Here is a 22,383-nt window from a genome sequence, read left to right as displayed (position 1 = left end):
TTCTTGAGAGAATCGAGCCATGAACAAGAAGGCAACCAAGTTTTCCCCGGAAGTCCGGGAGCGCGCAGTGCGTCTGGTACGTGAGCAGCGTAGCGAACATCCGTCGATGTGGGCGGCGGTCGAATCGATTGCGCCGATGATCGGCTGTACGCCGCAGACGCTGCTGGATTGGGTCAAGCGCGAGGAGATCGATCGTGGGGAACGTGATGGCGTGAGCACGGCCGAGCGTGAACGTATCAAGGCGCTGGAGCGGGAGGTCAAAGAACTGCGCCGGACCAACGAGATTCTCAAGCTGGCGAGCGCGTTTTTCGCCCAGGCGGAGCTCGACCGCCGATTCAAGTCCTGAAGGCCTTCGTTGATCAGCATCGCGACTCGGGGTCGAGCCGATCTGCAAGGTATTGCGGATCGCCCCGTCGGGCTACCGACGCCATGCTGCGCAGCTTCGTGATCCGTCCAAACGCTGCGCTCGTGCCAAACGCGATGAGGTCCTGCAACCCGAGATCAAGCGTGTCTGGCGGGCCAACATGCAGGTCTACGGTGTGCCGAAGGTCTGGAAGCAGATGAACCGGGAGGGCATTGTGGTCGCACGCTGCACGGTCGGGCGGCTGATGAAGCTGCAGGGCTTGCGAGGCACAGTTCGCGGCAAGCGAGTTCGCACGACGAATCCCGATACGAGCGCCCCGCGCTCGCTGGACCGGGTCAACCGGCAGTTCAAGGCTGAGCGCCCAAATCAGCTTTGGGTGTCTGACTTCACCTATGTCTCGACATGGCAGGGTTGGCTGTACGTGGAGTTCGTGATCGACGTGTTTGCCCGTCGCATCGTCGGTTGGCGCGTCAGTTCGTCGATGAGCACGGACTTCGTTCTGGATGCGCTCGAACAGGCGCTGTACGCGCGCCAACCGGGCGACGATGGGACCTTGATACACCACTCCGATAGGGGGGGGGGCTCAATACGTCAGCATTCGGTACAGCGAACGTTTGGCCGAGGCGGGTATCGAGCCGTCCGTCGGCAGCCGTGGCGACAGCTACGATAACGCGCTGGCTGAAACGATCAACGGTCTCTACAAGACGGAACTGATTCATCGGCGCGCCCCTTGGAAAACGAGGGAATCCGTCGAACTGGCAACGCTGGAATGGGTCGCCTGGTACAACCATCATCGGCTGATGGAACCGCTCGGCTATATCCCGCCTGCCGAAGCTGAGGCAAACTACTACAGGCAACTCAGAAATGCTGCTGAAGTGCCTGCATTAACTTAAACCAACCGGCCTCCACGATTCCCGGTGCGGTTCAGTTTCTCCGGAGCGGTTCCTTCGGGACTGGATCAAAGCTCAGCAGACCAAGGACGCCGCCGCATAACTAGGGACCGTTGGAAGGCGAAAAACCGGGGGAAGCTCGCTGCGTTTCTCCATCTCCCTTGGATACCCCAACCGATGAAAAGTGCATAACACGCTCTAACCGACCAGCTCCTCAACGTGACAACGCCCACGGCAGGGTCGAGCATAGATCGTGAGAATATTCTTATGCGGCTTTGGTGTGGGTGGATATATGATACCCACTGAATACAAATTTCGCCGCTTCTGGATCGGGGGAATTTTCATTTTTCATTAGTGCGGGCATCCAAAGGCGATGGGAAACGCAGACCCTACCCGAGTGACGGAACAGATGAAGGAAGAGTCACCGCAACGGCAATTTGAGTTGCGCGATCTTTACAACGCGTTGCGCTGGTTAGCACGTGCTGGCGCACCATGGCGGCCGTTGCCAGCGAACTTCCCGCCGTGGGAGGTCGTGTGCCAACAAACCCAACGATGGTTGCGTGCAGGTTGCTTTGAAGCGATGACCGACGATCTGCGCTCGATCATTCGTGTAGCACACGGACGCCAGGGCCAGCGCAGTGATTCTCGATGGGCGGACGTTGCAATCGACGTGCGAGAGCGGTCCACGCGCAGGATATGACGGCTATAAACGCAAACGCGGCAGCAAAGTGCACATGGCCGTCGACACACTGGGTCAACGCTGGCGGTGCATATGGCGGCCGCTAACGAGCAGGAGCGCGTGCAACAACTGGCACGGCAGGTTCAGCAGGCCACGGGCCAGACGGTGAAACTCGCTTTTGCCGATCAGGGTTATACCGGCGAAGGCGCGGCACAGGCCGCGCGTGACGAAGGCATGGAGTTGCAGGTCATCAAATTGTCCGAGGCAAAGAAAAGCTCGTGCTGCCTATGCGGCGCTGGGTAGTCGAACGCAGCTTTGGCTGGCTCAACCGTTTTCGTAGGCTCGCACGCGATTACGAGCGCCTGCCCGAAACCCTCGCCGGGTTGAATTTCGTCGTCATCGTCACTTTGATGCTCGCTCATGCCGCTCCATATCTTTGAAAGTGCATAAGCTCAGATGGCAAATTTGCTTTCTGTTTGGAGCTTATATCTCGCGAAAAAAAATGATTGCGCGGACGTTGTTGTCGTGCTCGAGACATAACAATTAATATTGGTTGGCTAAAAATATTTCCCTATTCGCCAAGGGCGGCGCAGTTCTATTGTGCGCGGCGAGTTGTTGCGCTAATGGCGGCGGCCAAATGTCAGCGACAGCGCCCATCCTGGAAATTATTTATTTTACATTGAAATGAAAAAAACTCTTCTCTCGGCTGCGATTATCGTGCCACCTATATTTAGTGCGAATGCTCAACAAGCGAGCATCGATTTCAGCGGTAACGTCAACGCCCAAACTTGTACGGTAAGTGTTAATGGAGCGTCTGGGGGCACTATTAAGCTTCCGACGGTCACAGCAACTGCCTTGGCAACGGCAGGAACCACAACCGGCAATACACGTTTTACTATCGCCGTGGCTGGCTGTACCATGCCCGGGTCGGGCGCAGCACCTGCAGTCAAAGCGTTTTTTAACCACGGGGCTAGCGTCTCTACAAGTGGCCGGTTGCTTAACACCGCATCGAACGGGGCGGCCAATGTGACGCTTCAAATCAAGGATGAGGCGAATAATGTCATCGATATCGGAGGTAAAGATCAGGGCAACGATAACAATGGGGTATGGAAAACTCTGACCGGCGCAACTACCGCTGGTACCGCCAGCCTAATATACATCGCAGAATATTACGCCGAAGGTAAGGCCGGCGTAGGTGCGTTCGCATCCAAGGTGTTGTTCACCATGATATATAAGTAAGAGGCGGATAGGCGGTAAGTTTATGCCGTCTAAAACTTTCTTTTTGTGAGATAAATTCATGAAAGTATCGCGCGTTGCTTATGCAGTGATTGCCTGCTCAATAATGTCGATGGCTGCTGCCAAAGCAAGCGTGGTAGTGACCGGAACTCGATTTATTTATCCAGAAAATGAGCGGGAAGTCACAATTCGATTGAATAATGTTGGCGAAAGGCCTGCGCTTGTTCAAACCTGGGTTGATAATGGGGATTCAGGTATCGATTCTCAAAAGCATGCCATGCCATTTACCGTAACACCTCCGGTATTTCGAATTGATCCGGGCAAAGGTCAAACACTTCGGCTAGCACATACCAAAGAGCCACTGCCGACCGATCGGGAATCTTTATACTGGCTTAATGTGCTCGAAATCCCTTCGGATGCAAAAAAGGCGAAGGGGGATCAGAGTAATGCGCTTCATCTAGCGATGCGCTCGCGCCTAAAAATATTTTATCGACCGTCAGCACTGAAGGGCGAAGCTAATGATGCTCCGAATAGCGTAACTTGGAGCTTTGCATTGACAAACGACGGCAAACAGGTTCTGGCCAAGGCGAACAACCCAACGCCGTATCACATCAACGTCGCTCATGTCACCGTTAAGGTAGCTGGAAAGACGCATCAAAGTGACGGGGAGGTGATTGCGCCGTTTAGCTCTCGCGAATTTGTATTTAAGGATTTGCGTGAAGTACCGGCAGCGAACACCCCCGTCCACTATGACGTTGTGAATGATTTTGGTGCCGCTTTGCCTGTTGTTTATCCGTCCAGCACAAAGTGAAAGCGCGCTTCGTGTCGGTCGGAATGCTTAGCAGAGGTGGCATCGCTTTAATTGCCTGATTGACATGAAGACCGCACACGTCCTGAACTCGGAAGCCGAAAGTTCGCCTTCCCCTTTAACGCGTTTTTGCCTTGCAGGACTGCTTGCCTTTAGTATGGCTGAGGCTCACTCGGCCGCTGACACGCTCACCGCAGGTGAAGAGCTGGCGCTTGGCAGCAGCACACTCGAACAAGACGATAAGAAAAAAAAATCGGGCACATCTTCCCGAGCGGAAGCGGTTCAATTTAATATCGGCTTTCTGGCGACTCAAAGCCCAGGCATTGACGTGTCGCGTTTCGAAAAGGGCAACCCCCTATTGCCCGGCTGGTATCGTGTCGAACTCTATCGCAATACCAATGCGCTAGGGCTTGCCGACGTACGCGTTGGCGCAAGCAGCGACCCACAACGCGGCCCCATATGCATGAGCCATCTGCTGCTTAATCAGATCGGGATCGATGTATCCAAAGTCGACGCCCAGCGCCTGACCAACCTGGAAGACGCAGGCACATGCGTACAGCTCAGTGATCTAGTCGATCAAGCGTCGACCGAATTCGATACCGGTGAGCTTCGCCTGGACGTTAGCGTGCCTCAGGCGTCCCTGCGCCGCACGCCGCGTGGGTACGTCAGCCCTGACCTGTGGGACTCGGGCGTCAGCTCGGGCATACTCGGCTACACGTTTAACGCGTACCGCTATGACTCGGCCGGCCAAATCTATAATTCCGCTTACGTTGGGGTAAGCGCTGGCGTGAACCTCGGCAAGTGGCATTTCCGCCACAACGGGGCAATGAATTGGCAAAGCCGATCGGCGCCGAAGTATCAGGCTATCAATACTTATGTCGAACGCGATCTGCCTTCGATTACCAGCCGTTTAACTGTTGGCGAACGAGACACCACTGGAGAAGTCTTCGACACGCTACCTTTTCGCGGCGCTCAGTTGGCGACCGACGATCGCATGTTGCCCGAAACGCAGCGCGGTTATGCCCCGGTCATTCGTGGTATCGCCGAAACCAATGCACGCGTCACGATCCGGCAAGGCACGTCAGTCATTTACGACATGCCGGTTGCGCCTGGCCCCTTCGTCATTGAAGACTTGTATCCGAGCGGATTTGGCGGCGACCTCGACGTCACGGTCATTGAGGCCGATGGTCGCGTGCGTACATTCTCCGTGGCCTATGCGTCCGTCCCTCAGCTTTTGCGTCCGGGCATCTCGCGCTTTAGCGTGACCGTGGGTCAGATCCGCAACGACTATCTGACATTTCGGCCCAACTTGTTGCAGGCCACCTATCAGCGTGGACTGAACAATCGCCTTACCGCATACGGCGGTGTCCAGGCCAACCAATACTACGGCGCAGTGCTTGGCGGTCTGGCATTGGGCACGCCCATCGGGGCATTGGCGTTGGACGTCACCGGCGCACGCACCCGTTTGCCCAACAGCTCCTTGTCTGGCGCCAGTATTCGGCTGAACTACAGCAAACTCATTACGCAAACCAACAGTAACATTTCGCTGGCGGCCTACCGCTTCTCGACCAGCGGCTTTCTGGACATGGCTAACGGTATGCAAACCGTGGATGCCGTGCGGCGTGGCATGTCCAGGGATATGATTGCGCGCCCGCGCAATCGATTTTCTGTCCAGCTCTGGCAGTCACTCGGTCAGCGCTGGGGGCACTTGTCCATGGGCGGGTACAGCCAAGACTACTGGAACGATACGCGAAGAGATCTCCAGTATCAGATTGGCTATAACAACCGCTTTAAGTCGCTTTACTACTCGCTGTCGGTGAATCGCGTGCGCAACAACAATGGTCAGATGGAAAACCAGTTCATGGCCAACCTGTCCCTGCCGTTGGGCAAGTCATCGGGCGCACCTCAGGTGGGTGTGAACGTGACCACCCAGCCTAGGGTGGGTACTGCGACGCAGACCAACATCCAGGGTGTGGCCGGCAGCCGGAGCCAGTGGGGGTATGGCGCAAGCGTTTCCAACGGGCCCTCGGGCAGCGGCACGTCCGGCTCGCTCAATGGTCAATATCTCGGCTCCATGGCAAGCGTGCAGGCCAGCGCCGGCATGGGCAGTGGTTACAAGAGCGCCTCGGTCGGGATTTCGGGCAGTGCAGTTGTGCATCCGGAGGGCATCAGCTTTACATCGTACGGCAGCGAAACCGTTGGCATTGTGGTTGCCCCGGCTGCCGCAGGTGCAACTATTCTCGGTTATAGCAACACGATCCTCGATCGGCGAGGCTATGGCGTTGTGCCGCATCTGACGCCTTATCGACTCAACGAAGTCGCGATCGACCCGAGGGGTATTCCAATGGATGTTGAGCTCAAAACAACCAGTCAGCACGTCGCTCCTCGCGCAGGCTCGGTTGTGATGATTCGCTTTGAAACGACAAAAGGTCGTGCAGTCATGATCAGCTCAAGGCAAGCTGATGGGCAGCCGCTACCGTTCGGTGCTGAGGTCGTCAATGACAAGGGGCATGCTGTAGGCACAGTCGGTCAGGGCGGCCGGATACATGCGCGCTTGGGCAGCCACAACGAAAACTTGTCGGTGCGGTGGGGGCTCGCTGGCAATCTGCTATGCTCGATGCGCGTGGCGTTACCGGAGATCCCGGATCACAAAGCCAAATCGGCGCGCGGCGGCTTCGAGCATCTCGAACTGCCGTGCGAGACGGCGGGCGCTGAGCTGAGCTGAGCTAATGTCAAATGTAATGGGATGGACGCCCCCACCCGAAGCGGCATCAATGTGCCAAAGTGGAAGTGTCAAAGCAACCACCTGACCGAGCGAAGCGCCCATCATGAAGATTACGACGATTGGCATCGATTTGGCGAAGAACATTTTTGCCGTGTGTAAATGGGTGAGGTTGCCCCACTTCGACGGACAGATTTGCAGTTGGGATCGATGTGCGGTTTAGCCTCCGTTGAATGTTGAGTGGCGGGTTGTCCACGGGCGGGCGGCGGGTCGCCTGTCACGACCACGACGCCGCCCGGCGGTGGGCAACCCGCCAGACGGCACGAAGTTTTCTTGTGTGTACGCGTCTTCGAATTCGCACGGTGAACGATAGCCGAGGCTGCTGTGCAAGCGGCGGAGGTTGTACCAGGCTTCGAGGAACCAGAAGATGCGTTGCCTGGCCTGCGCATGGGTGCGCGAAGTGTTCGCGCGACAGCAGTTCCGCTTCGAGCGTGCCGAAGAACGACTCACACATCGCGTTGTCATAGCAGTCGCCTGCGGTGCCCATCGAAGGCTGCACGCCCGCTTCACGGCAGCGCCGCCCGAAGGCGATCGACGTATATTGGCATCCTTGGTCCGAGTGATGGATCACGCCGTCGGGGTGCCGCTGCGCCAGCGCCATGTCCAACGCCCGCAGCATCAGTTCCGTGTACAGGTGGTGGGACATGGCCCAGCCGACGATGCGCCGGCTGAATACGTCGAGCACCACGGCCAGATACAGGAATCCCTCGCCGGTCGGGATGTAGGTGGCATCCGCCACCTACAGTACGTTCGCCGCGTCGGCGCGGAAGTGTCGCTGCACCAGATCGGGCGCGCGCCGCGCCCCCGCGCGCTGACGCGTGGTGGTCTTCCAGGGCCTGCGGCTTGCCCCGCATAGGCCAGCCAGACGCATCAGGCGGGCCACGCGCTTGCGTCCGACGTGTACCCCCTCACGGGCGAGTTGCGCGTGGATGCGGGGCGCGCCGTAGGTGCCGCGTGAGCTCGCGTGCAGTGTACGGATGCGTGCAAGCAGCTGCGCATCGCTGCACGCCTGCTTCGATGGCGCTCGTTCCAGCCACGCGTAATAGCCGCTGGTAGAGACCTTCAGCAGCCGCGCCATCGTGGCAATAGGCCAGCGGGCCCGGTTCGCCTTCATGAATCCGTACCCTTCGGCGGTACGGCTCCGGTCTCCCGGGCGAACCAGGCAGCTGCGTGAGAGAGAATGTCACGCCCCATCTCGAGCTGACGGACCTTGCGACGCAGCCGCGTCAGTTCCTGCCGCTCGGCTGTGGTCAATCCGTCGGAGCGCACACCCACGTCTCGATCGGCCTGGGCCACCCAGTTGACGATGGTCTGCGCCGTCGGCTCGAATTCGCGCGCGAGTTCCTTGGGCGTGCGCCCAGCCTTGACCAGTTCCACCATCTGCACCCGGAATTCCGCCGGGTACGGGGTCCGTGACTTGCCCATTTCGGCACCTCCTCTTCAAAAAGAATAGGTGTCCGTTTTTGCGGGTCAATCTCATGGGCAAGGCCGAACCGTGTTGAAGAAAGTGCTCAAGCGAAATCACGGTAAGCACCCGGCGAAGGCTGAGGTCGGTCGGAAAAAATGGAAGCCAACGTTTCGTAAAATCGAGAAACGGAGGCACGAATGAATCGAATTCCAAGAGCGGTCTATACGAAGGAGCTTCGCGACGAAGCGGTCAAGCTTGCGTTGACTGAAGGTGTCGGGGTATCGGAAGCTTCGCGGCGGTTGTCGATCCCAATGAAGACGCTAGCAAATTGGGTGCGCGCGGCGAAGGCCGGCAAGCTCAAAGATGTCGGTCGGCATCAGAAACCGCTGACGGAAATGGGTAAGCACTCGACCAGCACCGTAGCGTAGGTCGTTGACGACGGGAGCGCGATGCTATCGGATGGGTTCGACGTGGGCAGTAGACGGAAGCGCCGACGCCACGTTCCACGGCAACAACTCGTCGATGCGGTTGATCGGATGGTCAGCAATGCGCTCGAGCACGTAGGCGAGATACGCCTCGGGATCGAGGCCATTCAGGCGTGCCGTGCCGATCAGGCTATACATCGCGGCGGCACGTTCGCCACCGGAGTCGGCGCCGGCGAACAAGTAATTCCGTCTGCCGAGGGCGACGCCGCGCAGTGCTCGCTCGGCGATCAGGTTGTCGATTTCCGCACGCCCGTCGCTGCAGTAGTAGATGAGCGCCGGCCAGCGATTCAGCGCGTACTGAATCGCCTTGGTCGTGTCGGATTTTGCAGAGAGCGTGGCGAGCGTTGCTTCGAACCAGCGTTTCATGTCGTCGAGCAGCGGTATCGCTCGCGCCTGGCGCACACTGTGTCGCTCATCAGGTGGTTTGCCACGGATCTGCTCCTCGATCTTGTAGAGCGCGCCGATCCGGTGCAGCGCTTCCTCCGTTACCGCATTGGGACGGACGGCATGTAGATCATGGATCTTTCGGCGAGCGTGGGCCATGCAGGCAGCTTCCTGGATGGTGCCGCCGCGATACAGCTCGGCATAGCCGGCAAACGCATCGGCCTGCAGCACGCCGGTGAAGTCTGCAAGATGCTGCTGGGGATGCTCGCCCCGTCGATCGGGCGTGTAGGCGAACCAGACTGCTGCCGGCTCGTCGGAAGCGCTCGGCCGATCATCGCGCACGTAGACCCACAGGCGTCCTGTCTTTGTGCGACCGTTGCCGGGCGCCAGCACTGGCAGCGGCGTGTCGTCCCCGTGAACCTTGCCGCCGGCTAACGTGTATTGGCGGACGGTGGCGACCAGCGGTGCAAGCAGCGCCGTGATGCTCCCCATCCAATATCCCATCGCACCCGGATCGATCTCGACGCCGTCGCGCGCGTACATGACTGCCTGGCGATGCAGCGGGATGTGGTACGCGAACTTCGACACGGCGATGTGCGCGAGCAGCGCCGGACCCGGGATGCCACGATCGATCGGTCGACTCGGTGCCGCGGCCTGCACGATGCGATCGCAGCATGCGCAGGCCAGCTTCGGACGGCGGTGGCGAATCACGCGGAAGTGCGCCCGGACGTATTCGAGCTGTTCCGCGACGTCTTCGCCCAGCGGTTTGAGTTGCCCGCCGCAATCGGGGCAGTCATCATCGGCGGGCAGATGGATGCGCTCTTCGCGCTCAAGGTGATCGGGCAACGGCTTGCGGCCGACACCTTCGCGACTCGGCCGTTTCACTGCAGCAGCCGCGGCCATATCGGCCGAGCCTTCATCGGCCTGCAGGTCTTCCAGCCGCAATTCAAGCTGTTCGATCTGGCGATCCAGCTTCTCCGATTTTCGGCCGAACTGCATCCGGCGCAGCTTGGCAATCGTCAGCTTCAGATGCTCGATCTCAATCGCGCGCGACGAGAGCTGCTCGCGCAAGCTGGCGACCATCGCCTTCAGCGCTTCAATGTCGTCGGGGAGATCGGTGGGAGCAGCGGACATGCGGTGAGCTTACACGACGCCACCCACAAGCTCTCCACGCGTAATGAACGTTTACAATGCGCTTCGCGGGCGTACCGCATCGATCGGCTGCCGCCAATCGAAACCTTCGAGCAAGAGCGCGAGCTGAGCGGTCGTCAGCGCAACAACACCGGCATCGGCGCGCGGCCACGCGAAACGTCCTTTCTCGAGGCGCTTCGAGAGCAGGCACAGGCCACCGTCGCACCACCACAAGCACTTCAGCAAGTCGCCGCGCTTACCCCGGAACACGAACACGTGCCCGCTGTAGGGATCCTTCTCCAGCACGGTTTGTACCTTCGCGGCTAACGAGTTGAAGCCGGAACGCATGTCCGTGACGCCCGCCGCGATCCAGATTCGCGTGTTCGGCGGGATCACTTCAGACAGTCTCGCAAATACTGTTCGGCGAACTCCTGCGACACACCGCGGATACGAATACGTCGTTTGCCGACCTCGATCTCGATTTCACAGCCTGGCGGCATCGCCGGGCTCGCCGACACGTCCGGCGTTTGCGGCAGAGCGTGATGTGGGATGTCCTTCGCAGGCAGATCGACCACATCAACCGGTAGCAGCGCAATGTTTGGTACCGACGATGCAGGTCGCGTATCGAGTAAGCTTCTTCGCCACTGCGCGACCATATTGGCGTTCAAGCCGTGCGCACGCGCGACCTCGGCAATCGAGCGATTCGGATCGTTCGCTTCGGCAGCAACCGCTTCCCGAAACTCCTTCGTGTAGTTCCTCGATCCCGGTCGTCTTCCATGCACCACTGGCTTCATCAATCTGATTCCCATTACATCTGATGGGAATCAGATTGCCGGTGCCGTGCCCTCATGAACAGACGGTACGTGTCGAGCGCTTACGGAAATGGAAGCCGAGCTGGCGCAGGTCAAACGCGAACTGGCCGAGGTAAAAATGGAGCGCGATCTGCTAAAAAAGTTCGCGACGTACTTCGCGAAGGAGTCGCGGTGAAGTACGGCGTGATTGAACAAATGCGACAGGACTACCCCGTGCCCCCGATGTGCCGCGTGCTGGACGTATCGGTGAGTGGCTACTATGCGTGGCGCAAGCGCAAGCCGTCCGAAAGAACTCGGCAGGAACCTCGTGACCCTGCCTCGTTTTCACGTACAGCATGTCATGCAGCAGCGCGTAGGGTTTCGTATTCGACGGGAGTGCAGTAGTCGATCGACGTGTGCATGCGCTGTCGATTGTAATAGCCTTCGATCCAGTCGACGATGTCCAGGCGAGCCTGAGCGCGGGTCTCGTAGCGCGTTTGGTAAATGCGCTCGACCTTCAGGGTTTTAAAGAAGCTCTCCATCGGCGCGTTGTCCCACGCGTTTGCACGCCGGCTCATTGAGACCATCATGCCGAATTCGGCGGCCAGATCGCGATACGCCCAACTGGCATATTGACTGCCCCTATCCGAATGCAGCAGTAATCCGGGCCCGGGTTTGCGTTGCCAGTACGCACTGCGTAATGCTTGGCAGACCAGATCCGCGTTGATTCGCTCCGACATCGACCAGCCGACGATACGCCGGCTTGCCAGATCGAGGATCGCCGCAAGAAACAGCCTGCCTTCGTCAGTGGCGATGAACGTGATGTCACTCACCCACGCTTGTGTCAAACGAAGAAAAGTTGATACGAATTTCTACTAAAGTTGAGACTTTCGCGATCAAGCGACGAAAACCGGATGAATAGGCCTTATGTGGCAAGGGTTTTCGGTCGATTGAAGTAAAAATGCAACTCTTCGGATTTGTGATCGCGGTTGGGATTTGCTGTTTTCGTCGGTCACGCGCCACAACACTTTTTGTGCTTCTTTCCCGATCCACACGGGCAGGGATCGTTTCTGCCCACCTTCGGTTCGGCCTTGGCAGGTGCCACGAGGCGTTCGCCCATCGTCTTGATGAGCGTATCGCGATGCGAGAGACGCTCAAGATATCGTGGATGTCGCAGACGGAAAGCGGCCCAGAGTTGTTCGAGACGCGCGTGGTCGCGAACCGTCTCAGGTTCGAGCCGGATGTTGCCGCCCAGATGAACATTGACGTGCCCCGGCGAGGACGTTTCTCCGGGAAGGACCGGCTCGAAGTGCAGGTTCACTTCCGAGCAGTCGCAACTGGGATTCGGGCAATGGAAGTCCCAGACCTCGTAGACATGATCATCGAGCACGTACAGTCTCGCATAACATCTTCGTACATCTCGTGCCAGGCAAGTTGCTCTCCGCTTTGCCAACCGTGAATCTTTCCGGGGGCGATGAGCGCTGTCTCGAAAGGGGCGGACAGGCCCTTGCCGCGATACCAGAGGCGTCCGATGGCATCGAGCAGTTCACCGCCGATGTGGCCCACAATGGCGGCGACCTCGGGATGCTGCGCCAGATCCAGTCGTTCGTCGCTGTGCGGTTGCAGTGCTTGCGCGGTGTCGATATCCAGACCGAACACGACGAGATCCGCGCATGTCCGGGCCACCTCGCGATAGTGTCCACCCTCGGCCATCCATGCCTGCCAAACGGGCGCGCCTCGCGCTTCGAGCGTTTCTCGTCCGTCGTGCGTTGCCAGCACCAGCGCGCTGCGGCATGGGCATCGCGGCGTCGGACATGTATGCACCCAGATCCAGGACGAGTCGGTTCCAGCCAGCCTGAACAGGCCATCGTCGGTAGAGAGTCGGGCTGTTCTCTGATTCATGTTGGCGTCTCAGTCAAGAATATCGAGACCGTTGTCGGCGCACCATTGCCTCAGCGCCTTTTCGACCGAGTCGACCTCAAACGCATACCAGCGCTCCAGAACGCCTTCACGTTCGAGTAAGACCTTGAAGCGCGCGTAAGCCCCTTGCCGTCGGAAAAATCCTTCGACCTGATTGTAACGCGTAGGCAACTGCTCGGTGGCAAAGCGCAGGGCGAGACTTCTGCCAAGATCGAGCTCGTTCTTATGCAGTATCGCGAGGTAGTGATTTGAAGTTTCGAGATCCTCAGGAAGGTTCTCGTTGAACGCGTCACTGAAATCAGAAGCCCAATAGACTTGTCCCGTCTCGAGCGAGACATACGCGTGGTGCTCCATCGGCGCGCCATAGCTGACGAAGTCAAAGGCCACGGAGAGATCATCGTATTTGACGGCAACCATGACGTCGCGCTCATTTGGACGTTTTGGATTTTTGCCGGGATGTCGGCGTCGCCCGCGAACGGGCAGACGATTTTTGCGAGGCAGTCGAACGGGTCACCTTCGGCGTGTCCGCGCGTGCCTTGCCAGTGGGTTTTGCCGGAGCGACGGAGTTGGCCGCTGCTCCGGGCGCCGCCGCTTTGCCCTTCGAGGTCGATTTCGCGCTCGCGGCCGGTTTTGACCGGGACGATGATGTGGGAGCCCGACTCGTTCGCGCAGCGGATTGCTTGCTTGCCCATTTGCGGGCGGCAGGTGGTTCGGCGAGCGGCTCAGTGTCGATTTCGATACCGAATACATCATCGAGGGCCGCGTGGTCGAGGAGCTTGCCCGATGCCGGCGCGCTTCCGGTTTCGGACAATCCGGCCCCCGTGCTGTTGACGAGCTCGACGGGATCCACGCCCCGGAGCGTGAAGAGCAGCTCGGGCTGCTGGTCGAGCCGGGCGCCGACACCATACAGCACCGCAGCGACATGCTTGCACATCGAAGCCCAATCCAGGCAATTGCAACCGAACTGGATATCCTTCGGTGACGGAAAGAGTCCGGCGCCCGGCTTGCAGATCCGTTCCATCACCGCGCTCGACAGTTTGCCTTGCAGCAACTCAACCATGGAATCGACCGATGACGCGCACTCGGTGCTCAATGCGCGCCAGTGTTGAGGGGGACACGCTGCAACATCGACCGTGATTGCGTAGAGGCTCGATCCCATGACCTGCGCGTGAATTTTGCCCGCCGTGATTTGCAAATCAATCACCGAACCGTTACGCACGTAGGTACGCCCGCGCGGCAAACGACTGTCGTAGTCGCTGTAGTGCTCCAGGTTATCGCACCACGCCTTGCCCCAGAAGGTTTGCGCGATGGCGCCGCGATACGGCGGGATGGGCGACAGCGTCTTGCCGGCCTTGATCGCCTTGGCGACCAGCTGTTCGGCTTTTCTCCGGCGTTCTGCCACCGAAACATAAGGTTTCCATCCACCGTAGTAGCCCATCACATTCCCTTTCCGTAGTCAGTTTTCCTGAGCGCTATGGATATCGAGCTTGACGAGATCGAGCAACTCACGATCGCTCATCTCGGTTAGCAGCAGCTCCGCGCCTCCTTCGAGCACGTCCTTCACCAACTGCTGCTTGGTTTCGATCAACTGGTCAATGCGGTCCTCGACCGTGCCCCGGCACACGAACTTGTGTACCAGCACGTTCTTGCGTTGGCCGATGCGAAAGGCCCGGTCCGTTGCCTGATTTTCCACCGCCGGATTCCACCAGCGATCGAAATGAATCACGTGGGAAGCAGCCGTCAGATTTAGCCCCGCTCCGCCAGCCTTGAGCGACAGCACAAAGAAGGGTGTCAATTCGTCTTCCTGAAATTGCCTCACCAACTCGCGCCGCTTTCCGACCGGGGTACCGCCATGCAGAATCAATCCCTCGCGGCCAAACAGCGATCCCAGAAACGCCGCCAGCGGCTCGGTGGTTTCGCGAAACTGCGTGAAGACCAGCACTTTCTCCTGCTTCTCGGCAATCACGTCGACCAGTTCCCGCAGGCGTGCAAATTTGCCGCTGGCCTCAGGCTTCCATGCCGCGTCGCCGAGCCATTGGGACGGATGGTTGCATATTTGCTTGAACCGCATCAAGTAGCTCAACACGATGCCCTTACGCTCGATGCCCTCGGCACCGTCGAGCGCGGCGGCCAGATCTCGGACGGCGCGCTCGTACAGCGCCGCCTGGACCGGACTCAGGTGGCACCAGGCTTTGAGCTCGGTTTTTTCCGGGAGATCGGCAATGACGGTCTTATCCGTTTTCAGGCGACGCAGGATATACGGTCGCACGAGTGAGCGAAGTGGGCCGAAGTGCTGGGCTTTCGCAAGGCGCTTGCTGAATTGGACAAAATCTTTCGCCGAGCCCAGCAAGCCCGGATGTGTGAAATCGAAGATGGACCACAGGTCCGACAGACGGTTCTCCACCGGAGTGCCCGTCAGCGCGATGCGCGCCTGCGCCTGAAGCTTCTTGACCTGCTGGGTTTGCCTGGCCCCCGGGTTTTTGATCGCCTGCGCTTCGTCGATGATCGCGAGGCGCCAGCGGGCCGTCGCCAGCGCGGGTTGGCGAAGCAGCGCGCCGAAACTGGTAATGACGAGATCGGTCTGGCCGAGCCGCGCCTCATCGAGGTCGCGCAGGGCCTCGGCCGGCGTGACAGAAGGGTGGGCGACCAGTACGCGCAGACTCGGCGCAAAACGCTCGGCCTCCGCGACCCAGTTGGCCAGCAAGGACGCGGGCGCGACGAGCAGGCTCGGGCGGGGATCGGGTTGTTCGCGCTTCAGGATCAGGAGCAACGCGAGGATCTGGATCGTTTTGCCGAGCCCCATGTCGTCGGCCAGACAGGCGCCCAGTTCGAGTCGGCTCAGGAGGTAGAGCCACTGTACGCCCGCGTGCTGGTACGGTCGAAGCTGCGCGCGCAGCTCCGGACCCGGCTCGACGCGCGCCAACCCTTGCGGCTCGCGCAAGTTCTGCAGGGTCTCGGCCAGCCAGGGGCCGGCCACGACCTGCGCCCAGTCGCGTGCTTCAGGCGCTTCAGCGTCCTCGCCCGACACGCCTGCCAACAGGCGAAGCGCATCGTTGAGAGGCAGCCCCGTTTGTGCGGCCTGCTCGAGATTTTCGAAACGTTGCAGAAGGCGGCCGAGCTTTTGGGTATCGACTTCGATCCAGCGTCCGCGGATCCACTGCAGGCCGTCGGCACCCTTGAGCAGATGTCGGATTTCGGCCGGGCTTAATGGTTCGCCCTCGAGCGAGACCGCCACGTTGAAATCGAGCAACGCATCCTTGCCGACGAGCGACGGCGGTTTGGTGCCGACACTGGCCGTGACGCTCGGCCGGGCGGGACGGCCCGTCGTCCAAGTACCGGGCAGCCGGACGATGATGCCCGCAGCTTCGAGCGCCGGCAAATCGTTGAGCAGGTGCCAGGCATCGGCCGGGGTCCAGCGTAGCGGATGATAGATCTCGCGAGATTCGAGCATGGAGCGCACCCAATCGCAACGCTCGGCTGCCCGCTGAACGGGGACCAGCAGCGACAGGAGCTGTGCCTTATTACGCGCGCCGGTGAATTCCTCGAGTGAGCGCGACAGGGGCTGATGTTGGGTCTTCCCATGCGCGGAGAGGCGTGCCGTATAGGTCGCCAGAAAGGCAAAGGGAGCGTCAGGGTCCTTTCGATTCTCGGCAAGGTTGAAGTGGACGCGCCCCACCAGATTCCAGGTGGGGTGACATGACTTGAGAAAGGTCTGAAGCGAGCCCCCAGTCTCGCGCACCTGCTGCCGCAGGGCGGTGTCGATCTCGCCCCACAGTATCGCGAGCACTTCCGGCGTGAGATATTCGACGCCCGTCATGGGGGGCGCATCGTTGATCAGCCGTTCGAGGTCTATGGCGTCTGGTTCGGCGACGGCGATGTCTTCGTCGTCGGCCGTCGTGCATAACGCGGTGACGTAACGCACGGCAAAGTCGCGCCACCAGCCCCAAGCGGGCGGCAGTGCGCGTCCGATTGCGGTGCTGCCGAGGTAAAGTAGGCCGTGGCCCGCGCCGGCCTGGAAAGTGCGGCCGAGCGCGATGTCATCCGGCACCGGGGGCGTGTCGGTTTCGGGCACCGCGAGAAGATGACCCGCCGGCGTAAGGTGGGGCGCAAGACGATCAGGATCAGTCGAAGGCATGGTAGTCGAAGGACATGTCACCTAGACAGCGGAAAATCCCCGTCAGTCGGGCCGCCGTGGCGTGTTGCGTGAACCAAAGGCCTCGGTGATCTGCCGGGCGCGCTTGAGGTCGTCACCGCGCAGGTACATCGAGGTTGTAGCGATCGACGCGTGGCGCAGGTTGTCCCGTACGCTGGTGAGCTCCGCGCCGTGTGCAAGGGCGTGACTCGCATGCGAATGCCGCATCCAGTGCGGGCTCGCGCGGCGCAGCTTCTCTGCCAGGGCCGCATGATCGTCGTGCAATATGTCGGCGGCCTTCAGGAAGAACCGGCGCATCACGCGCCACAAACGTGCGCCGGTAATGCCGACACCCTCATCCTCGCCGAGACTGGCGAGGATCGGCGTGGCCGGGTTCCAGCGTTCCGGTGTGAGCGGCAGGCGCCGTTCAAGCAGGTATTGATCGAGCGCGCTGGTCGCCAAGGGGAGCAGCGGCACCCGGCCTGGCTTGCCCCCTTTACCAATCAGGTGCAGCCAGGGTTCGCCGCGTTCGTCGAGACGGACGTCGCGTAGCACGGCGCCGACGAACTCGCTGGCGCGCAGGCCCGTCGCATAGCCGAAGTCAAGGAGGAAACGCAACCGCTGTGCCGATGGCGCGCTCCAGCCATACGACCATTCGAGACCATCGGCGATGGTTCGCAACAAGAGCCATTCGCCCTCGGAGAAGCCGCGCGCCGTGTCGAGCGCGGGGCGCATCGCCTGACTGCGCACCTTGACGCCGGCAAAGGGATTGGCGAGCACGTAGCGCTGCTCGATGAGCCAGCGGAACAGCGCCGAGAGGACCGTCAATGCGTAGACGGTTGAGCGTGCCGACAAGCCGCCCGTGAAGGGACGCCATTCCACCGAAGTACGCGGGCGCGGCGGGCCGACCCAGCGCGCGCGCGGCGTGGGACGCCGCACAAAGGCGCGGTACGCGATGGCATCGTCGGTTGTTAGCGACGACAGGGCACGGCCGCGCTCGGCGATGGCCCACAGGATCAGCCGCTCGGCCTCCTTGCGGTAGGCACGCTGTGTCGCGACGGTTTCGTGCAGCGAGAGCCACGCTTGCACTGCCTCGTAGTCGTTCGTCGCATTGAGCGTGCAGGCCTCGTGTGGCGCACGGAACGTGCCCTGCGAACCGTCCACTTGATGCGGCAAACGCAGTTGCTCCCACGGCACGATCCCGGCTGGTGGGGCAACCGGGATCAAGGCACGGGCGCGCTCGGTCAAGGCCGGATGCGCGGCGAAGAAAGCCTCGATCGCCCGTGCGCCGGTTCTTCCGAGTCCCTTGATTGTGATCCACCATAGGCGCCGGCGCGGAATACGCACGGTCAGATCGGCCAACGTGCGGATACCATGGGCATGCAGCGCCACGACCGTGCGCGGTGCAAGCCAAAGTGCGACGTTATCGCTGATCTGCGGTTGTGGCACGGGCAACGATCGCAACGTCTCGATGGCGCGCTCCACTGCACCGGCGTGACGGTGCCGCTCGGCGGGGGTGTGTTCGAAGACAGCGGCCAGATCAAGTCGATGGCGGCTTACTGCAAACGCGATCAGTTGCCGGCGGATGCGCCCGATGAGGCCGCGGGAGGATTCGCCGGCGGCCCTGCGTTCAAGCAAATAGCGGGCTACGGCAGCACGCGAGGACAGGCCTGCATACCAGCCGCGCAGCGCGGCAAGTGACGCGGTATCGGGGAAACCCTGGTCGTCGTACGCCTGGGTCTGACGCGTTTCCATCACCTCAACTTAGTTTGCGAAAAGTAAGTGACGCGATAATAACTCTTATCTCAATCACACGGGAAGAAACGCCATTTTTCTCAACCCTGTTGCAACGCCTGCGTACCGCTCTGGGGCTGTCCGCGCAGTCGCGCCAGTTCCGGCGGACGCACGAGCTGGCCGTGTAACAGATATTTTCCTCTGGCTTGCATGAACGGCGTCATGCGTGACCACGCCCAGGCAGATCTCGCCAGATCTTGCGCCAGCCAGGCACCCATTTGGTCTCGCCAGCGATCAGGTGGAACCTCAGCGGGGCGATGGGGGGCGTAGGCCAGCCAACCTGCCAATCCCATGGCGGGCATGCAAGACGCATGCTCCGGCGTGCAGGTACGCGAGAAGCCATACCAGCTGATTGACCAGCCGAGCGCAGCGGCCTGATCTGCATCCATGTCCCGTGCGTTGGCGATCGCTGCACCGTAGCGGCTTGTGCCGGTCAGACGTACGGGCGCTATGCGCCGGATATCGCCAAATAGCTCGTGTGCGGCATGCTGCAGAATCCGTTCGTATTCCAGAAAATCGTTGCCAAAATGTGGCCAGTCTTCACGGACATAAGGTATCGCATCCGTTTCCCTGTCTTCGCCAGTCAACGGAAATATCCGACCTTTCCCCGTCATGGCAAGTTCAACGCGATGCCCCTCCAGGAGTTCCTCAGGTGAAGGCGGCGGCACATCGTATAGCCGGTTCAGTAGCCGGGTACAGTGGAACCGGAATGGCATCCAGATTTCGATCTTTGCCACCCAGCGGGGCACGAATTGTCCGGTGACTTGGTCACGCGGCCGCAACGGCGTGTGTGCGACCGATATCGCCGCATCGGCGACATGGACCTGCCAGCGTCTGAGGATCCGTGCCGCGCGGCCGTGGATAGGCACGCACCTTCCGGCGGGCCGATCCAGCATCGGTACCCACGACGTGTGGCAGTGCACGCATGACAAAGGGTACGTGGCCATATTGCTATCAAGTGCATACGGGATGACCGCAGCGCATTTGTGGCAGCCGCACCGTAGCCGCCATCCGTGTACTGGGCAGCGTTCGATAAACCGCCACTGAAACCATGCTGCGTGGAAACCCAGCTCGAGGCACGCAGGGCAGTAGCGCAATTCGGTGTCGGCCCAAACCAGTGCCGGGTGGCCTGCACCGAAACAGAATCCGTCGAGCACCGTCGCTTCCGGAACCTCAAGAAGGCCGGCCAACCGGGAGGACACAAACTGGTCGGCACGTCGAAGATCGGCACTTGCAGGAGCAGCTTCGCCGGATCGTGCGGTAACGAGTTCTGCCAGGGCATGTAGCGACAGCCGGTTGAACAGCGAGAATTTCGACAGTCGCATCCACATGGACTCGCCATCGCTACTCCACTCCGGGCGGCTCGTGTAGCGAGCCACTGTGGTGTGCGTTGACAACACCTGTGGCTGCCAGCAGTGACCGCGGCTGTCAGTCGGTTGTACGACGGCGGTGATATTCATGACGGGGCGCGACGTTCAGGGCAGAATGATCGCGGACAGCATGGGACGCCCCGCCTTTTGCGCCACCACATAGCGACTACGTTCGACCATCTCGCTCCAGTAGAGCGCATCGAACTGCAAGGTTTCGCTGTCCCGGACTGAACCCAGCTGCAGTGCGGCTTCGACTGCGGCAGTGAAGTATTTCATCGGAATTTCCACCGGCCCTTCCAGGTTCGCCTTGATATGTGCATCTTCGAAGGCATCCCACAGCTTGGCGGCGGATTCCGCGATACGCAGGCCCGCCGCGTGCGCCTTCGGCACGAAGAATCGCACGTAGCTCCAGTCCGAGTCCGCCGGAAATTCACCGTTATCATAGGCCGCGAGAACGGCCGCACATTCGGCCGCGCTGGCAATGCCTCGAAACGCGAGTTCGTCGACCATGAAACGCGCGATGATCTGTTCCTTGTCCTGCGCCTGAAAGACCGATTTCTGAGCGAGTAGCTGCGGCTGCCCGACCAGAAAGGTGAACAGGCGCAGTGCGTTGCTTTCCATTTCGTCGTGCAGATCGCGTAGCCATTCATACTCGATTTCGCGCAGGTTCTGCGCTTCGTCGGCGAACAGGACGACACGATCGTCACCCTTGTGGTCGGCGACCTGCCGCAGCTTGTGCAGCAGACGTCCGCGCAGTGCGGCTTTGGGCGCACCGCTTTGCGCCGGATGCTTGACGGTATGCAGCAGTGACGAGAAGAAGTTGTTCTCTGATGCCGTTTGCGAGCGGGGACAACGCATCAAGTACACGGAGAGCTTGGGATACCGCAGTTCAAGATCCCGACGCAGAAACTCGATAGCGTAGCTCTTTCCCATGCGTGGGCGACCGTGAATCAGGGCGCCGGTGATATAGAGAAACAGGCATTCATCGATGAGCGTGCGAAACGCGGCAATGGACGGAGTGGGAACCCGATAGGTGCGCCGGCGCAGTGGATGCTGGTCGAGAGCAACGGGTCGATGAATGTCTTCGAGCATGATGTTCTCCCTGTCAGCGGTTTTGTACCTTCAGATCACCAAGATCAACGGGCACCACCACGGTATTTGCCTGCCGTTTGTGCGCGGGCGAGGCAGGCGCCTGCGATGCGGTTGCCGGGACAGAGTCCGGTTCACCGGAAGGACCCTGTTGCGAGAGTTGCATGACGGCAGTGGCCTGTTTGCGACTGCGTTTTCGGATCCGCCGCTGGGTTTCGGCAAACACGTGCATCGGGTCCTGTTCTCCGGCAAATTTCAGCTTGCCCAGCCGCCGTTGTCGCAGGATGTGCTTGCGCAACCGCATGGTGTGCCGGCTATAGCGCCATCCCTCAAGGACGGCGAGGCGACCCAGTTCTGCCCCGTTGGGCAGGTACGCCCACGCCTCGCGCATATCGGCAGGGTTCGGATAGACGCGGATTTTTTCACCGCTGAGTCCAGATGTGCGTTGCAGGATCTCATTGCTTTACCTCGCGCCGTAAAAGCTGATGTACGGTGCGACGCCGCGCGCCACGTTGCCGCGCACCGTGCATAGGTGGACCGGCTGCAACTGGTGCAGCCTGGTGCGCAGTAACCGGGGCAGCGTGCGCACGGCAGTCTGTTGATGGGCGATGGCCATTTGCAGCGCCTCCAGCGGCGTACGCCCGTTCAGGCCGTCGTGAGGCGTGACGTGATAATTCGCGATGGTCACGTCCATTAACTCTTCGAGTTCGGGCAGCGTGATCAGCTGTTCGACGGGGATGCGTCTGCCGCGCTGGCCTACCGGGTCATCCGGATGACGGCCCGTGGTGCCGGTCACCTGTCTGGACATCCGGTCCGTCAGCGTAAGGAAGAAGCGCTCTATGAAAGGTCGCGTTGTCGGCTGTGCGACAGGACCGGCTTCCAGCCGGCAACCGATAAACTGGCAGGCAGGCAGAAAGGTTTCCTCGCTCAGATGCGCCGCGGCGTTATCGACCTTCAGAACATCCCAGCATGCATAAGCGACTTCCGGACAGACTTCAGTCGCAATGACCCTGCCTCGTTTTCACGTACAGCATGTCATGCAGCAGCGCGTAGGGTTTCGTATTCGACGGGAGTGCAGTAGTCGATCGACGTGTGCATGCGCTGTCGATTGTAATAGCCT

General features: G+C 60.3%; 15 protein-coding genes, 7 pseudogenes and 1 other annotated feature. Of the genes and pseudogenes, 7 read left to right on the top strand and 15 right to left on the bottom strand.

All coding sequences use genetic code 11. The annotated features are described in order from the left end of the window. Window positions 1-19: 19 nt before the first annotated feature. The 5 genes and pseudogenes from HWX39_RS36880 (at window position 20) to HWX39_RS35160 (ending at window position 6,702) form a co-directional block, all read left to right on the top strand. Window positions 20-1,257 (top strand): annotated as a pseudogene (locus HWX39_RS36880) (IS3 family transposase). Then, window positions 301-413, top strand: a sequence feature (AL1L pseudoknot). (Overlaps the previous pseudogene by 113 nt.) A 370-nt stretch (window positions 1,258-1,627) precedes the next feature. Next, window positions 1,628-2,373 (top strand): annotated as a pseudogene (locus HWX39_RS35175) (IS5 family transposase). Window positions 2,374-2,617: 244 nt separating this feature from the next. Then, window positions 2,618-3,172 carry a fimbrial protein gene (locus tag HWX39_RS35170; RefSeq protein ID WP_175972089.1) on the top strand — a complete coding sequence of 185 codons (555 nt, stop codon included), beginning with the start codon at window positions 2,618-2,620 and terminating at the stop codon, window positions 3,170-3,172. Between the two features lie 58 nt (window positions 3,173-3,230). After that, the gene (locus HWX39_RS35165) at window positions 3,231-3,980 is read left to right on the top strand and encodes a fimbria/pilus periplasmic chaperone (protein ID WP_175972088.1); all 750 of its coding nucleotides are present in this window, start codon (window positions 3,231-3,233) and stop codon (window positions 3,978-3,980) included. 64 nt (window positions 3,981-4,044) lie between these two features. Continuing rightward, window positions 4,045-6,702 carry a fimbria/pilus outer membrane usher protein gene (locus tag HWX39_RS35160; protein WP_175972087.1) on the top strand — a complete coding sequence of 886 codons (2,658 nt, stop codon included), beginning with the start codon at window positions 4,045-4,047 and terminating at the stop codon, window positions 6,700-6,702. Between the two features lie 345 nt (window positions 6,703-7,047). Here the strand turns inward: HWX39_RS35160 and HWX39_RS35155 are convergent. Next, a pseudogene (locus HWX39_RS35155) lies at window positions 7,048-8,184 on the bottom strand (IS3 family transposase); the annotation flags it as partial. Window positions 8,185-8,364: 180 nt separating this feature from the next. Here HWX39_RS35155 and HWX39_RS35150 point away from each other — a divergent pair. After that, window positions 8,365-8,565 (top strand): annotated as a pseudogene (locus tag HWX39_RS35150) (transposase); the annotation flags it as partial. A 54-nt stretch (window positions 8,566-8,619) separates the two neighbouring features. Here the strand turns inward: HWX39_RS35150 and HWX39_RS35145 are convergent. From HWX39_RS35145 to HWX39_RS35135, 3 genes are read right to left on the bottom strand one after another with little or no spacing between them, the layout of a single operon-like run. After that, window positions 8,620-10,170, bottom strand: coding sequence for an IS66 family transposase (locus HWX39_RS35145; RefSeq protein WP_175972086.1), 1,551 nt, complete (start codon window positions 10,168-10,170; stop codon window positions 8,620-8,622). 51 nt (window positions 10,171-10,221) lie between these two features. Next, the gene (gene tnpB / locus HWX39_RS35140; RefSeq protein WP_036047966.1) at window positions 10,222-10,563 is read right to left on the bottom strand and encodes an IS66 family insertion sequence element accessory protein TnpB; all 342 of its coding nucleotides are present in this window, start codon (window positions 10,561-10,563) and stop codon (window positions 10,222-10,224) included. Beyond that, the gene (locus tag HWX39_RS35135; RefSeq protein ID WP_174919101.1) at window positions 10,560-10,961 is read right to left on the bottom strand and encodes a transposase; all 402 of its coding nucleotides are present in this window, start codon (window positions 10,959-10,961) and stop codon (window positions 10,560-10,562) included. Before HWX39_RS35135 ends, tnpB begins: the two co-directional genes overlap by 4 nt. A 79-nt stretch (window positions 10,962-11,040) precedes the next feature. On the opposite strand from HWX39_RS35135, the pseudogene HWX39_RS35130 reads away from it, so the two are divergent. Beyond that, window positions 11,041-11,288: pseudogene (locus HWX39_RS35130) on the top strand (IS3 family transposase); the annotation flags it as partial. A 29-nt stretch (window positions 11,289-11,317) separates the two neighbouring features. Here the strand turns inward: HWX39_RS35130 and HWX39_RS35125 are convergent. From HWX39_RS35125 to HWX39_RS35075, 11 genes and pseudogenes are all read right to left on the bottom strand, one after another. Then, a pseudogene (locus HWX39_RS35125) lies at window positions 11,318-11,800 on the bottom strand (IS3 family transposase); the annotation flags it as partial. A 170-nt stretch (window positions 11,801-11,970) separates the two neighbouring features. Then, window positions 11,971-12,051 (bottom strand): annotated as a pseudogene (locus HWX39_RS35120) (SEC-C metal-binding domain-containing protein); the annotation flags it as partial. 224 nt (window positions 12,052-12,275) lie between these two features. Further along, window positions 12,276-12,860, bottom strand: coding sequence for a hypothetical protein (locus HWX39_RS35115; protein WP_175972085.1), 585 nt, complete (start codon window positions 12,858-12,860; stop codon window positions 12,276-12,278). A gap of 9 nt (window positions 12,861-12,869) precedes the next feature. After that, a complete protein-coding gene (locus HWX39_RS35110; protein WP_175972084.1) occupies window positions 12,870-13,295 on the bottom strand; it encodes a hypothetical protein in 426 nt (141 codons plus the stop codon). Between the two features lie 10 nt (window positions 13,296-13,305). Then, window positions 13,306-14,316 (bottom strand): hypothetical protein, encoded by a 1,011-nt coding sequence (locus HWX39_RS35105; protein ID WP_175972083.1) that lies wholly within the window; start codon window positions 14,314-14,316, stop codon window positions 13,306-13,308. Window positions 14,317-14,334: 18 nt separating this feature from the next. Then, window positions 14,335-17,013, bottom strand: a complete 2,679-nt coding sequence (locus HWX39_RS35100; RefSeq protein ID WP_175972082.1) for a DEAD/DEAH box helicase — start codon at window positions 17,011-17,013, stop codon at window positions 14,335-14,337. A gap of 42 nt (window positions 17,014-17,055) precedes the next feature. Continuing rightward, a complete protein-coding gene (locus HWX39_RS35095; RefSeq protein ID WP_175972081.1) occupies window positions 17,056-18,765 on the bottom strand; it encodes a site-specific integrase in 1,710 nt (569 codons plus the stop codon). A gap of 80 nt (window positions 18,766-18,845) precedes the next feature. Then, entirely contained in the window at window positions 18,846-20,264 is a 1,419-nt protein-coding gene (locus HWX39_RS35090) for a hypothetical protein (RefSeq protein WP_175972080.1), read from the bottom strand. A gap of 15 nt (window positions 20,265-20,279) precedes the next feature. Next, entirely contained in the window at window positions 20,280-21,266 is a 987-nt protein-coding gene (locus HWX39_RS35085) for an ATP-binding protein (protein WP_175972079.1), read from the bottom strand. A gap of 13 nt (window positions 21,267-21,279) precedes the next feature. Continuing rightward, complete coding sequence (locus HWX39_RS35080) at window positions 21,280-21,654, bottom strand: hypothetical protein (protein WP_175972078.1); 375 nt, start codon at window positions 21,652-21,654, stop codon at window positions 21,280-21,282. Between the two features lie 72 nt (window positions 21,655-21,726). Next, the gene (locus tag HWX39_RS35075) at window positions 21,727-22,059 is read right to left on the bottom strand and encodes a hypothetical protein (RefSeq protein WP_175972077.1); all 333 of its coding nucleotides are present in this window, start codon (window positions 22,057-22,059) and stop codon (window positions 21,727-21,729) included. Between the last annotated feature and the right edge of the window lie 324 nt (window positions 22,060-22,383).

Source organism: Burkholderia sp. BCC0322 (assembly GCF_902833045.1).
GTDB lineage: Bacteria > Pseudomonadota > Gammaproteobacteria > Burkholderiales > Burkholderiaceae > Burkholderia.
The sequence above is the reverse complement of the archived record's forward strand: the minus strand, read 5'-3'. Positions and strand labels throughout refer to the sequence as shown.

Coding starts and splice junctions, on each gene's coding strand:
- HWX39_RS35170 (WP_175972089.1), top strand. CDS start 2,618: ATGAAAAAAACTCTTCTCTCGGCTGCGATTATCGTGCCACCTATATTT.
- HWX39_RS35165 (WP_175972088.1), top strand. CDS start 3,231: ATGAAAGTATCGCGCGTTGCTTATGCAGTGATTGCCTGCTCAATAATG.
- HWX39_RS35160 (WP_175972087.1), top strand. CDS start 4,045: ATGAAGACCGCACACGTCCTGAACTCGGAAGCCGAAAGTTCGCCTTCC.
- HWX39_RS35145 (WP_175972086.1), bottom strand. CDS start 10,170: ATGTCCGCTGCTCCCACCGATCTCCCCGACGACATTGAAGCGCTGAAG.
- HWX39_RS35135 (WP_174919101.1), bottom strand. CDS start 10,961: ATGAAGCCAGTGGTGCATGGAAGACGACCGGGATCGAGGAACTACACG.
- HWX39_RS35115 (WP_175972085.1), bottom strand. CDS start 12,860: ATGAATCAGAGAACAGCCCGACTCTCTACCGACGATGGCCTGTTCAGG.
- HWX39_RS35110 (WP_175972084.1), bottom strand. CDS start 13,295: ATGGTTGCCGTCAAATACGATGATCTCTCCGTGGCCTTTGACTTCGTC.
- HWX39_RS35105 (WP_175972083.1), bottom strand. CDS start 14,316: ATGGGCTACTACGGTGGATGGAAACCTTATGTTTCGGTGGCAGAACGC.
- HWX39_RS35100 (WP_175972082.1), bottom strand. CDS start 17,013: ATGCCTTCGACTGATCCTGATCGTCTTGCGCCCCACCTTACGCCGGCG.
- HWX39_RS35095 (WP_175972081.1), bottom strand. CDS start 18,765: ATGGAAACGCGTCAGACCCAGGCGTACGACGACCAGGGTTTCCCCGAT.
- HWX39_RS35090 (WP_175972080.1), bottom strand. CDS start 20,264: ATGAATATCACCGCCGTCGTACAACCGACTGACAGCCGCGGTCACTGC.
- HWX39_RS35085 (WP_175972079.1), bottom strand. CDS start 21,266: ATGCTCGAAGACATTCATCGACCCGTTGCTCTCGACCAGCATCCACTG.
- HWX39_RS35080 (WP_175972078.1), bottom strand. CDS start 21,654: ATGCGCGAGGCGTGGGCGTACCTGCCCAACGGGGCAGAACTGGGTCGC.